Genomic DNA, 13,206 nt, shown 5'->3' on the forward strand with positions numbered 1-13,206 from the left:
CGCTCTGCGTCACGGCCGAAGCGGACGCGGAGCGTCCAGTGAGGCATTCCAACGCAGAGCGTGGGAACGATCAACGAGGGTTGGTTAGGTTTCATTTTCGGAGTCTGGCAATGCCGTTACGCGAAGAATGTCTGTGGGAAATACTGACGCCGCAAAGGCCTGACAACGCCGCGCTCAAAGGCGAAGTGACGGTGGATGTCTGTGTGATCGGCGCCGGTTTCACCGGTTTGTCGGCAGCGGTGCATTTGCTTGAACAGGGCAAAAGCGTCTGTGTGCTGGAGGCCCATCGCGCCGGCCATGGCGGTTCGGGACGTAACGTTGGGCTGGTGAATGCCGGGATGTGGATTCCCCCGGACGAGATTGAAGCCGGTTTCGGTGAAGCGATCGGCAGTCAGCTCAACCATATGCTCGGCGCGGCGCCATCACTGGTGTTCAGCCTGATCGACAAATACAACATCGATTGCCAGTTGCGCCGCGAGGGCACGCTGCACATGGCCCACAACGCCCGCGGCGAAGCGGATCTGCGCAGTCGTGAAGAACAATGGAAGCGTCGCGGTGCCCCGGTGGAGTTGTTGACGGGGGCTGCCTGCGAAGCTGCCACCGGCACAAAAAAAATCGCCGCCGCCTTGCTTGACCGGCGTGCTGGCACGCTCAATCCAATGGCCTATACCAGCGGTCTGGCCAAGGCTGCGGTCGGTCTGGGTGGTCAGCTGTTCGACCATTCGCCGGTCACTCGGCTTGAGCGTCAGGGCCAGCGCTGGTCGGTGCAGACTGCACAGGGTTCGGTGCTGGCCGAGAAAGTCGTCATTGCCTCCAACGCCTACACCGAAGGCGACTGGACCGAGCTGCGGCGTAACTTCTTCCCCGGTTATTACTATCAAGTGGCCTCAAAACCGCTGACCGAGGACGCGGCGCAACAGATTCTGCCCGGCGGCCAGGGCTCCTGGGATACCCGGCAGGTACTGAGCAGCATTCGTCGGGATGCCGACGGGCGCCTGTTGCTGGGCAGTCTGGGGAATGGCAATCAGAAACCGGCCTGGTTCCTGAAATCCTGGGCCGATCGGGTTCAGCAGCATTACTTCCCTTACCTCAAACCAGTGGAATGGGAATACACCTGGACCGGTTGCATCGCCTTTACGCCCGATCATTTGATGCGCTTGTTCGAACCGGCGCCCGGTTTAGTGGCAGTCACCGGCTATAACGGTCGCGGCGTAACCACCGGCAGCGTGGTTGGCAAAGCCTTCGCCGATTACCTGTGTAACGGAAATCCTCAAGCCTTGCCGATTCCCTTCGCACCCATGCAGCCACTGGCAGGGGTTGGGCTGCGCAGCTGTTTGTACGAGGCGGGCTTCTCCCTGTATCACGCGGGCCAGTGCTTGCGGATCGTTATCTGATTGTCGAAATCCGGTGCTGGATGCGGCGCTTTTCAGCGAAGCGGCTAGCCTGTAGTGGTGCGGGTTGTAGCAGTCTCGCACCGACAGTGTGCACTTCGGTGACGCAGGTTGTTACAGGGTGGTTGCACGTCATTAAGTGTCTTGGTTGCAATGATGGCACTTGTTGGTTGCGCCTTTTAAAAATAAAGGTTTCACCTCTCGCGGTTTAGACGGTTGCACGCCCAATGAAAAAGGGCTCGAAACAGTCGAAATAACAATATAAGAGCGACTTTTTTCAGAATAAAAAACCTATGGCACGGCCCTTGCTCTGCGCTTGTAGCTGAATCAAAGCTTCCGCTGAAGTTGCTGTGCTAACTAAAAAACCTCAGGAGCACCATCACATGTCGCAGACGTTTTACAGGAAAGGTTTTCTGGCACTCGCAGTCGCTACTGCATTGGGTGTTTCTTCGTTTGTTCAGGCGGATGTCAAAATTGGTGTGGCAGGTCCGATGACCGGTGCTAACGCTTCCTTCGGCTTGCAATACATGAAAGGCGCGCAAGCTGCGGCGGATGCAATCAACGCCCAGGGCGGCATCAACGGCGAAAAAATTGTGCTGGTCCAGGGCGATGACGCCTGCGAACCGAAACAGGCCGTAGCTGTCGCGAACAAGATGGTGCAGGACAAGGTTATCGGCGTTGTCGGGCACTTCTGCTCGTCGTCGACCATCCCTGCTTCCGAGGTCTATTCCGACGCAGGCATCATCGCAATCACTCCGGGTTCTACCAACCCGGCGGTCACCGAGCGCGGCCTGCCTGCCATGTTGCGTTTGTGCGGGCGTGATGACCAGCAAGGTATCGTCGCGGGTAACTACATCGTCGACGTCCTGAAAGGCAAGAAAGTTGCTGTCATCAACGACAAGGACACCTACGGTAAAGGCCTGGCGGACGCGACTGCCAAGCAGTTGACCGCGCGTGGCGTGAAACCGGTTCTTGAAGAAGGCTTGACCCGTGGCGAGAAAGACTTCAGCGCACTGATCACCAAAGTCCGTTCGGTAGGAGCTGATGTCCTTTACTTCGGCGGCCTGCACCCGGAAGCCGGCCCACTGGTTCACCAACTGCGCGAGCAAGGTCTGAAAGACGTCAAGTTCATGTCCGATGACGGCATCGTGACTGACGAAATGGTCACCACTGCCGGTGGTGCTCCGTTCGTCGATGGCGTGTACATGACCTTTGGCGCTGACCCGCGTCTGATTCCAGACAGCAAGGCTGTCGTGGATACCTTCCGCAAGTCCGGTTACGAGCCTGAAGGCTACACCCTGTACGCCTACGCCACGGTGCAAGCCCTGGCTGCCGGCTTCAACGGCGCCAAGTCGAACAAAGGTGAAGAAGCCAGCAAATGGCTGAAAGCGCACCCGGTGGAGACCGTGATGGGCAAGAAGGAATGGGATAGCAAGGGCGACCTGAAAGTCTCCGACTACGTGGTTTACAAGTGGGACGCTGCGGGCAAATACCACCAGCTGGAAACACAGAAGTGAGATAAGCGCATCGCCAGGCCTGGGTCTCTCGATATCAGTCGTGGGGCGCAGGCCCGGCTTTGGTAATGGGTTCTGCAATCGTGCCGACCCGGTATTTTTCTTCTGAGCCACATGAACCCGGCCAGGTGCGCCTCACAAGGGCTCATCGACACCGGGTTCGCGGTGGCCTCTCAAGTTAGTGAGAGTGCATGATGGACGGTATTTTCCTGCAACAAGTTATCAACGGTCTGACCCTCGGGTCGGTCTACGGCCTGATCGCCATCGGCTACACAATGGTCTACGGCATCATCGGTATGATCAACTTCGCCCACGGCGAGGTTTATATGATTTCCGCGTACCTCGCGGCGATCAGCCTGGCTCTACTGTCCTGGTTTGGTGTCGAATCCTTTCCGTTGTTGATCCTGGGCACCTTGCTGTTCACTGTCTTTGTGACCGGTGTGTATGGCTGGGTCATCGAACGCATCGCTTACAAACCGCTGCGCAACTCCACCCGACTGGCACCGCTGATCAGTGCTATCGGCGTTTCTCTGATCCTGCAGAACTACGCACAGATCGCTCAGGGCTCACGGCAACAGGGTATTCCTACGCTGTTGAGCGGTGGACTGAGATTCGAGATCGGTACTGGTTTTGTGCAGATCACCTACACCAAGATCTTTATTCTGGTTGCAGCGTTTGTCGGGATGGCCCTGCTGACCTACATCATCAAGTACACCAAGTTGGGGCGCATGTGTCGTGCGACTCAACAAGACCGCAAGATGGCCTCGATCCTCGGGATAAACACTGATCGGGTGATCTCCTACGTGTTCATCATCGGTGCCGCCATGGCTGCGCTGGCCGGTGTCCTGATCACGGTGAACTACGGCACCTTCGATTTCTACGCAGGCTTCGTGATCGGCATCAAGGCCTTCACCGCTGCGGTGCTCGGGGGGATTGGTTCGCTGCCTGGCGCCATGCTTGGCGGGATCATTCTCGGCATCTCCGAGTCGCTGTTTTCCGGCGTGATCAACTCTGACTACAAGGACGTCTTCAGCTTCTCGCTGCTGGTACTGATCCTGATTTTCCGTCCTCAAGGCCTGTTGGGTCGCCCACTCGTGGCGAAGGTGTAAGTATGTCCGACGCTAATAACAAACCTATCGATATCAAAAAAAGCCTGATCGACACCGTTCTGGCCGGGTTGATTGCCCTGATTGTCTTCGGCCCGATCGTGGGCGTAGTGCTTGAAGGTTATAGCTACAACCTGCAGCCGACGCGTGTGGCCTGGATGGTCGGGGCGGTGATGATCGGGCGTCTTGTCTTGAGCCTGTTCCTGCAGACCGCCAAGGGCGTGAAGGTACAGCAAAGCTTCGAAGTCATCGGCTCAGGCGTGCATGTGCTGCCGCCTGATTACAAGTCGCGGCTGCGTTTGATCATCCCGGGTTTGATCGTGATCGCTATCGTGTTTCCGATCTTCGCCGACAAGTACCTGCTGACAGTGGTGATCCTGGGACTGATCTACGTGTTGCTGGGCCTTGGCCTGAACATCGTGGTCGGTCTGGCAGGTCTGCTCGACCTGGGTTATGTGGCGTTCTATGCCATCGGCGCCTATGGGCTGGCACTGGGTTATCACTACCTTGGCCTGGGCTTCTGGACCATGTTGCCGCTGTCGGCACTCATGGCGGCGCTGGCCGGATGCATACTCGGCTTCCCGGTCTTGCGCATGCACGGCGACTACCTGGCGATCGTGACCCTGGGCTTCGGTGAAATCATTCGCCTGATACTGACCAACTGGCTGTCCTTCACGGGCGGGCCTAACGGTATGCCGGTGCCATCACCGTCGGTTTTCGGTATTGAGTTCGGGCGTGTGGCGAAGGATGGCGGGATACCCTTCCATGAATTCTTCGGGACTGAATACAATCCGAACGTAAAGTTCATGCTCATCTATGGCGTGCTGTTTCTCGTCGTGATGCTGGTGCTGTACATCAAGCATCGTCTGACCCGCATGCCGGTCGGGCGTGCCTGGGAAGCCTTGCGCGAAGATGAAATCGCTTGCCGCGCCATGGGTCTCAACCACGTACTGGTCAAGCTGTCGGCCTTTACCCTGGGGGCTTCCACTGCCGGTCTGGCCGGTGTGTTTTTCGCCAGCTATCAAGGCTTCGTCAACCCGACCTCGTTCTCGTTCTTCGAATCGGCCTTGATCCTCGCCATTGTCGTGCTTGGCGGTATGGGTTCGACCGTCGGTGTGGTGATCGCCGCGTTCGTGCTGACCGTCGCCCCGGAACTGCTGCGCGGCTTCGCGGAATACCGCGTATTGCTGTTCGGCGTCCTTATGGTGCTGATGATGATCTGGAAACCGCGTGGCCTGATTCGTATCAGCCGTACCGGTGTGACCCCACGTAAAGGAGTGGCGCCATGAACGATGAAGTCATTCTCTCGGTAGACAACCTGATGATGCACTTTGGCGGTATCAAAGCCCTGAGTGATGTCAGCCTGAAGATCAAACGCAACTCGATCTCTGCCCTGATTGGCCCCAACGGCGCGGGCAAGACCACGGTGTTCAACTGCCTGACCGGGTTTTACAAGGCCACGGGCGGGCACATCCAGCTCAACAGCCGGGGCACCAGCACCAATGTGATCAAGCTGCTGGGTGAACCGTTCAAGGCGACCGATTTCGTCTCGCCAAAAACCTTTGGCAGTCGTCTGTTCTACAAAATGTTCGGTGGCACGCACCTGATCAATCGCGCGGGTTTGGCGCGCACCTTCCAGAACATTCGTCTGTTCCGGGAAATGTCGGTATTGGAAAACCTGTTGGTGGCCCAGCATATGTGGGTCAATCGCAACCTGGTGGCGGGGATTCTCAATACCAAGGGTTACCGCAAAGCCGAAAGCGACGCGCTGGACCATGCATTCTATTGGCTGGAAGTGGTGGACCTGGTGGATTGTGCCAACCGTTTGGCCGGGGAACTGTCCTACGGCCAACAACGGCGTCTGGAAATCGCCCGGGCCATGTGCACGCGGCCGCAGATCATTTGCCTGGACGAACCGGCTGCCGGTCTCAACCCGCAGGAAACCGAAGCCCTGAGCAAGATGATTCGGTTACTGCGCGACGAACACGACCTGACCGTGGTGCTGATCGAACACGACATGGGCATGGTCATGAGTATTTCCGATTACATCGTGGTACTTGATCACGGCAACGTGATTGCCGAAGGTGGTCCGGACCAGATCCGCAACGATCCGAAAGTGATTGCTGCGTACCTGGGTGCTGATGAAGAGGAGTTGGTATGAACGAACCGATCCTCGAACTGAAAGAGATCGAAGTGTTTTACGGGCCTATCCAGGCCCTGAAAAAAGTATCGTTGCACATCAACGAAGGTGAAACCGTCAGCCTGATCGGCTCCAACGGTGCCGGCAAGTCGACGCTGCTGATGTCGATCTTCGGTCAGCCGCGGGCCAGCAGCGGGCAGATCATCTATCGCGGCGTCGACATCACGCACAAGTCATCGCACTACATCGCCTCCAACGGCATTGCGCAGTCGCCGGAAGGGCGGCGGGTGTTCCCCGACATGACTGTCGAGGAAAACCTGTTGATGGGCACCATCCCCATCGGCGACAAGTTCGCAACCGAAGACATGCAGCGCATGTTCGAGATGTTTCCGCGACTCAAGGAGCGTCGCAATCAGCGCGCCATGACCATGTCCGGCGGCGAACAGCAAATGCTGGCTATCGCTCGGGCACTCATGAGTCGACCCAAGTTGCTGCTGCTCGATGAACCGTCGCTGGGGCTGGCGCCAATCATCGTAAAGCAGATCTTCCATACCCTGCGTGAACTGGCGGCCTCCGGGATGACTATCTTCCTGGTGGAACAGAACGCCAACCATGCGCTGAAGTTGTCGGATCGGGCGTACGTGATGGTCAACGGTAAAATTCGCTTGACCGGCACCGGCGAGGAACTGTTGGTCAACGAAGAGGTGCGCAACGCTTATCTAGGCGGTCACTGAGTTCTCCGTTGCAGGACCCAGCCCCGGCGAGCAATCGCCGGGGCTTTTTTCGGTCTGCAAAACGACACCAATCCCTTGTGGGAGCGGGCTTGCTCACGATAGCGATCTGTCAGTCACCTCAATGCTGAACATGCCGCCGTCATCGCGAGCAAGCCCGCTCCCACAAGGATCGCGGTGCTCTATCGAGAAATTGTGGAAAACAATATTTATAACCTGCTAAAGCGCGACATAAAGCCGCTGCAAATAGTTGTTTTGTCACGGTTTTGACTTGTCCCCGGTTGCTGTGGAACTGGCTGTGGGTAACGTGGGAGTAGCTGGCTGTAAGCCTTGATTGGCGTGGCTTGTAGTGATGCGGTTGTTTTTTGATCAATGGTTTTTACGTAGCTCTGAATGGGGGATGTCAACCTTTTTATTGTCACAGAAGAGGGCCGAAAAAGCGTGTTGCAGCCTGTGGATAAGTCTGTGGTTAAACTCTGGAAAGACTCGGCAAGGCGGCGTAGTTACTGGCCTGGCACCATCCTTGATGGTTACACCCGGTGCCACGTTTTTGGCGTGCTACATAGGCAGGGGGCACAGGTCAAGCAAAAAACTTCCATATTGGCGCTCAAAGCCTTGTGGATAAAGGCCTGGCGGCTTTTCGACTTGCCCCCAAAGACTGTGGATCGGCCTGTGGATAAGGTGCGTGTATATGGCTGCGAGGCAGAGCTGACAAGGCCTGGAAATAAGTGAGTGTTTTTTGTACAGGGGCTCTGGCCGAACCCTCATGACGACGGTTATCGGTTCAGGTATTCTGCGCGCCTTGGCGCCCCTGCGAATGGGCGCGTGTCGCTTGACGACCTGGAGCAACTGCATGACCGATAGTCCCGCTTCTGTTCCGGTCGAGCCCGCCAGCCCGATGGCCAGGCTACGCGAGCGAATCACCTATAACGTGGCTCTGCTGGACCTCGGCGGGCGCGGGCTGGTGTTGATCGGCGGGCTGATTTTGCTGGCCTGGATCACCTCCGGTATCTACAAGGTTCAGCCGGACGAGCAAGGTATCGTGCTGCGGTTCGGCCGCTGGCAGCAGACCACCGAATCAGGGCTGCATTATCACTTGCCCTATCCCGTTGAAACGGTACTGCTGCCCAAAATTACCCAGGTCAATCAGCTGCAGTTAGGCAGCGGTGGCAGCGCACAGACCTCCGCCAATACTGGTTCGCGCGACAAGCAGATGCTGACTGGCGACGAGAACATCGTCGAGGCTGATTGCACGGTGTTCTGGCGGATCAAGGACGCGCGATTCTATCTGTTCAAAATCAGTGACCCGGAGCGGTCGGTGAAGGTCGCAGCCGAAAGTGCCCTGCGCGAAGTCATCGGGCGTACGCCGATTCAGTCGGTGATGTCCGACAAGCGCGCACAGATTGCCGATGAAACCCGCGAGCTGCTGCAACAGTTGCTGGACCGCGAGCAGGCCGGGATCCTTATCACTCAGGTCCAGTTGCAACGGGTCGACCCGCCGCCGCAGGTGATTGATGCCTTCAACGACGTGCAGCGTGCCCGCGCCGACCAGGAGCGCGCGCGCAACGAAGCCGAAGCCTATGCCAACGACGTGATTCCCCGTGCTCGCGGCGATGCGGCGCGCATCACCCAGGATGCCGAGGCCTACAAGGCCCAGGTCGGCAACCTGGCCGAGGGGGAGGCAAAGCGTTTTCTCTCGGTCTACAACAGCTATGTGCAATCCAAAGATGTCACCGCCTGGCGTCTTTACATGGAGAGCATGGATGAAGTCCTGAAAAAAGCCTCCAGGGTCGTCATCGACTCCTCTGGAAAGGGCATGTCTGGTGTGGTGCCCTACATGCCGCTCAGCGATCAGGGAAAACCTGTGCACAAGGACGCCCGACCATGAACCTCAAGCTCAAATGGCTGGCCGTGGCAATGGGCGCTGCCGTGCTCTGGGCCTTGGCCGCGTCAGTGTATGTGGTCGACGAGTCGCAACAGGCACTGATCATTCGTTTTGGCGCCCCCATGGGGGTGGCCGGGGAGCCGGGGCTGAAGTTCAAAGTGCCGTTCAGCGATTCGCTGGTGTTCTACGACAGCCGCCTGCAAACCCTCGCTTCCCCTGCCGAGCAGGTCATTCTGGGCGATCAGAAGCGCATTGAGGTCGAGACCTACACCCGCTTTCGCATCAACGATCCGCTCAGGTTTTATCAGACAGTGGGGACGCTGGATCAAGCCAATGCACAACTGACGCAAATGGTCAGCTCTTCGCTACGGCGTAAGCTGGGCGAGATCTCGCTGCGCTCGTTGTTGTCGCCGGCCCGTCAGCAGGAAGTTGCGACCATCGAAAAGGACGTTGCGGACAAGGCCCGGGCGCTCGGCATCGAGGTGACTGAAGTGCGCCTGCACCGTGCCGACCTGCCACTGGAGGCCAGCCAGGCGATCTACGACCGGATGAAATCCGAGCGTCAACGCGAAGCCAAGGAGCTACGCGCGCAAGGTTTTGAATGGGCGCAGCAGATCCAGGCCAAAGCCGACCGTGATCGCACGGTGCTGTTGTCCGAGGTCCAGCGCCAGTCGGCGATCACCCATGGAGAGGCGGATGCCGATGCCAACCAGATCCTCTCCGCGGCCTTCAGCAAGGACCCTGAATTCTATAAGTTGTACCGCTCGCTGCAGACCTACCGTCAGTCAATGGCCGACAGCCAGCCGATGCTGGTGTTGACGCCGGACGCCGAATTTCTCAAGCAATTTCGCAGCGGGCCGGCAGCGACCAGCGCCAGGTAGCGATAGCCATGAGCGACCTTGCGGCAGATCGCAGATTCCATTCATGTTGCTGTTGTTGTTCTTGCTGGCGCTCGGGCTGTATGCCGGGTGCGCGGTTCGCTGGGACGATGTTCCCATGACGCATTCTCTTGTCGGGAAACCGCTCCATGTTATTTGAAGGTGCGCTGCACGCGCTGGGCATGACTTTTCAGGTGTTCCTGCTGGACCTGATACTGTCCGGCGACAATGCATTGGTGATTGCGCTGGCCTGTCGCGGGCTACCGCCGCATCAGGTGAGACGGGCAGTGATGATCGGCACCAGTGGCGCTATTGTCCTGCGGGTGCTGCTGACCACGCTGGCCGGCTGGTTGCTGTTGGTACCCTGGCTCAAGCTGGTCGGCGCGGTGCTGTTGCTGGTGATTGCGATTCGACTATTGACCGGAGAGGAGCCGGACGAGGAGGGCAATCTGGCGGACAGCTCTCTGTCGACGCTGAGTGGCGCGGTGGTGACCGTGTTGACTGCGGATCTGGTCATGAGCATGGACAATGTGGTCGGGCTGGCAGCCGTGGCTCAGGGCAGTGTCTTCTATCTGGTGCTGGGATTGCTGTTGAGCGTGCCGCTGTTGATGTTCGGCAGCCTGCAGATCACCCGGCTGCTTGAGCGTCAGCCGTTTCTGGTCTCGATCGGCGGTGCATTGCTGGGTTATGTCGCGGGGGATATCGCGGTCTCCGATCCGGTGGTCGTCGGCTGGGTCAATAGCCAATCGCCTGCGCTCAATCAGGTGGTGCCGCTGCTGTGTGCGATCTTCGTGCTGGTCCAGGCGCGCATTATCCGCCGCCAGCGCGCCCGGCTGCCCAAGCCGGCACCCAGGCTGCGGGCCTTGCCCTCGCCAGTGCGGCAGGTGGAGTCTGACAGCCCGCTCAGCGAGCCGGTTGCGCTGCCGGAAGTCGCGTGCGAGGTTGCCGTTACTGACGCCCAATCGCAACCCGTCGCACCTGTGCTGGAGGTCTGCACCAACGAGGCAGCCGATCTGGCGCCGCGGCTGCCTGGTCGATTATTCGGCGCCTATAGTGGGGCAGTGACGGTGCTGGCGGGGCTCGGTGGGATTTTCCTGCTCAGCGGACTGCTGTACAGCCTGATTGGTGGTGTGTCCGCGGGTCTGATACCTACGCCGCAAAAGGACAATGTCTACGTCTGCACGGGGGCGAGTACCACGCTTTATTATCGCCCCGGCGGCAGCTCGGTTCGGATGGTCACGGGCGGCGGCGAAGCCACGGGTTACGTGAGTTACAAGAAGATTCTCTGGGAGAACCAGCAAAACGCAATCAAGGAATTGCACCTGACACCGCCCAGCGAGATCGAAAAGACCAGCGCCACTGTCGTCACCCTCAGTGGTGGCAGTTTCTCGCAGATCCAGTGCGCGCGAGCCCAGTGATGCGATCGGATAAGACCCGGTTGCCGCTACGACGCCAGCCGGGCATGCTGCAAGGTGAATTTCTATTCCAATGGCTGCTTGAAGCCGAACAAGGAGAACACGATGACATCCACCCTGTTTATTACCGGCGCGACTTCCGGTTTTGGTGAAGCCTGTGCCCGTCGGTTTGCCGAGGCCGGTTGGTCACTGGTGCTGACAGGTCGTCGTGAGGAGCGTCTGAATGCCTTGTGCGCCGAGCTCTCCAGGCAGACTGAAGTGCATGGCGTGGTGCTCGATGTGCGCGATCGCAAGGCCATGGAGGAGGCGATTGCCAATTTGCCGCCGTCCTTCAGCAAGCTGCGCGGGCTGATCAACAACGCTGGCCTGGCCCTGGGCGTCGACCCGGCACCCAAGTGTGATCTGGACGACTGGGACACCATGGTCGATACCAACATCAAAGGCCTGATGTACAGCACTCGCCTGTTGCTGCCACGCTTGATCGCCCACGGTCGCGGCGCCGGGATCATCAACCTTGGCTCGATCGCCGGTAACTATCCGTACCCGGGCAGCCACGTCTACGGCGCGAGCAAAGCTTTCGTCAAACAGTTCTCCTTGAACCTGCGCTGCGACCTGCAAGGCACCGGTGTACGGGTGACCAACATTGAGCCTGGCCTGTGCGAGAGCGAGTTTTCACTGGTGCGCTTTGCCGGTGATCAGGCTCGTTATGACGCTACTTACGCCGGCGCCGAAGCGATCCAGCCGCAGGACATCGCCGAAACGATTTTCTGGGTCCTCAACACCCCGGCCCATATCAACATCAACAGCCTTGAGCTGATGCCGGTGAGCCAGACCTGGAGTGGTTTCGCCATTGAGCGCGGGGCAAAGGGGTAACAATGAGTCAGATCGTTCCCACGCTCTGCGTGGGAATACCTCACTGGACGCTCCGCGTCCGCTCCAGATTGTGACGCAGAGCGTCACGGGCTGCATTCCCACGCGGGAGCGTAGCAACGATCATGCGTCAGCCAGTCCGCGATAGCAGGTCGCCAGATGATAAGGCGTGGTCGACGGCATATCCCTGCGGCTGACGGTGCCTGTTGCATCCAGGCACTCATACCAGCCACTGGCATGCAGAAAACGCTGTTGCAGCACGACCAGTTGGCGCTGCAGCAGTGCCTGGCTTTCAGGTCGCAACGTCAGCGCCCGCAAGTATTCAGCTTGTGCCCAGATGCGTTGGGTGCCGTCGCGAACGGTCCCGTCGATATCCAGCATGCCGCTGACGGTGCCGGTTTGCGGGTCGACACCGACCTGTTCGGCGTAGGTGAAGGCGCGCTCCAGCGAGGCGTGCAGCGGCGTGCCTTTGAGCAATGGGGAAGATTCGAGCAGGAAGAACCATTCAAACTGATGTCCCGGTTCGAACCAGTTATCCTCAGCCCCCAGTGGTTTCTCCATCATCACCCCGTGCTGACGGTCGATGAAGTGTCTTTGCATGGCATCGCACAGCGTGCCGAGGGCCGCTTGCACAGTGGCGTCCTCGCGAACCGACAGCGTGGCGAGGAAGGCTTCAGCCAGGTGCATCAACGGGTTCTGCAACGGCCCTGACTTGAGCGATGACCAGTCTCGATCGAGACTGGCCTCATACAACCCCTCGTGCGTGGCGAAGCGCTCGGCAACGACTTCCAGAGCAGCGTTGAGCACCGACTCCACCAGCGGCTCGCGAACCCTGGCCCAGTAATGGGCGCAGGCGAAGATGATGAATGCGTGGGTGTAGAGGTCTTTGCGCTTGTCCAGCGGCGCGCCATGGGCGTCGATACTGTAGAACCAGCCACCGTGCTCGGCATCATGGAAATGCCGCTGCAATGAGCGAAACAATGCCGCAGCACGGTCCTGGGCGGCGGGAACGCGGGGCTCGCCGATCAGGTTTGAGAATAGATACAACTGACGCGCGCAAGCCATGGCCCGGTAGCGTTGTGGCGGCAATGGATGATGTTCGGCGTCCAGCGCCTCGTAAGGCAGCGCCAGTTCTGCATTCCAGCCGGGACCTTGCCAGAGCGGCACGATTAGCTCATGGAAGTGCTGCTGCACGGCAGCGAACAGGGCGGTTAATTCAGGCTGGGAGGCGGAGCTGGAAACATCGGGCATCGGCTGGCGTCGTCACGGCAGAGGT

At 58.9% G+C, this 13,206-nt stretch carries 11 protein-coding genes; 10 read left to right on the top strand and 1 reads right to left on the bottom strand.

Features of this window, described 5'->3' with window-relative positions; all coding sequences use genetic code 11:
* The first annotated feature begins 110 nt into the window (after nucleotides 1–110).
* The 10 genes from amaA to AC07O1_RS01965 all read left to right on the top strand — a co-directional run bounded on the left by amaA (nucleotide 111) and on the right by AC07O1_RS01965 (nucleotide 11,933).
* The gene (gene amaA, locus AC07O1_RS01920; protein WP_495087759.1) at nucleotides 111–1,394 is read left to right on the top strand and encodes an L-pipecolate oxidase; all 1,284 of its coding nucleotides are present in this window, start codon (nucleotides 111–113) and stop codon (nucleotides 1,392–1,394) included.
* A 380-nt stretch (nucleotides 1,395–1,774) separates the two neighbouring features.
* Nucleotides 1,775–2,908, top strand: a complete 1,134-nt coding sequence (locus AC07O1_RS01925; RefSeq protein ID WP_494993458.1) for an ABC transporter substrate-binding protein — start codon at nucleotides 1,775–1,777, stop codon at nucleotides 2,906–2,908.
* 191 nt (nucleotides 2,909–3,099) lie between these two features.
* Complete coding sequence (locus tag AC07O1_RS01930; RefSeq protein WP_495087886.1) at nucleotides 3,100–4,014, top strand: ABC transporter permease subunit; 915 nt, start codon at nucleotides 3,100–3,102, stop codon at nucleotides 4,012–4,014.
* 2 nt (nucleotides 4,015–4,016) lie between these two features.
* Complete coding sequence (gene livM / locus AC07O1_RS01935) at nucleotides 4,017–5,300, top strand: high-affinity branched-chain amino acid ABC transporter permease LivM (RefSeq protein ID WP_495022859.1); 1,284 nt, start codon at nucleotides 4,017–4,019, stop codon at nucleotides 5,298–5,300.
* Complete coding sequence (locus AC07O1_RS01940) at nucleotides 5,297–6,172, top strand: ABC transporter ATP-binding protein (RefSeq protein ID WP_494993460.1); 876 nt, start codon at nucleotides 5,297–5,299, stop codon at nucleotides 6,170–6,172. Before livM ends, AC07O1_RS01940 begins: the two co-directional genes overlap by 4 nt.
* On the top strand, nucleotides 6,169–6,885 hold the full coding sequence (locus AC07O1_RS01945; protein WP_495087760.1) for an ABC transporter ATP-binding protein: 717 nt from the start codon (nucleotides 6,169–6,171) through the stop codon (nucleotides 6,883–6,885). The genes AC07O1_RS01940 and AC07O1_RS01945 overlap by 4 nt, the downstream gene beginning before the upstream one ends.
* 850 nt (nucleotides 6,886–7,735) lie before the next feature.
* The gene (gene hflK, locus AC07O1_RS01950; protein ID WP_494993462.1) at nucleotides 7,736–8,770 is read left to right on the top strand and encodes an FtsH protease activity modulator HflK; all 1,035 of its coding nucleotides are present in this window, start codon (nucleotides 7,736–7,738) and stop codon (nucleotides 8,768–8,770) included.
* On the top strand, nucleotides 8,767–9,648 hold the full coding sequence (hflC, locus tag AC07O1_RS01955) for a protease modulator HflC (RefSeq protein WP_494993463.1): 882 nt from the start codon (nucleotides 8,767–8,769) through the stop codon (nucleotides 9,646–9,648). Before hflK ends, hflC begins: the two co-directional genes overlap by 4 nt.
* Before the next feature lie 146 nt (nucleotides 9,649–9,794).
* Nucleotides 9,795–11,063 (top strand): TerC family protein, encoded by a 1,269-nt coding sequence (locus tag AC07O1_RS01960; RefSeq protein ID WP_495087761.1) that lies wholly within the window; start codon nucleotides 9,795–9,797, stop codon nucleotides 11,061–11,063.
* A 102-nt stretch (nucleotides 11,064–11,165) separates the two neighbouring features.
* Entirely contained in the window at nucleotides 11,166–11,933 is a 768-nt protein-coding gene (locus tag AC07O1_RS01965) for an SDR family oxidoreductase (protein ID WP_494993465.1), read from the top strand.
* Nucleotides 11,934–12,053: 120 nt separating this feature from the next.
* On the opposite strand, the gene AC07O1_RS01970 is transcribed toward AC07O1_RS01965, so the two are convergent.
* On the bottom strand, nucleotides 12,054–13,181 hold the full coding sequence (locus tag AC07O1_RS01970; protein WP_495087762.1) for an AGE family epimerase/isomerase: 1,128 nt from the start codon (nucleotides 13,179–13,181) through the stop codon (nucleotides 12,054–12,056).
* Between the last annotated feature and the right edge of the window lie 25 nt (nucleotides 13,182–13,206).

The organism is Pseudomonas sp. GW821-FHT07G10 (genome assembly GCF_059418545.1).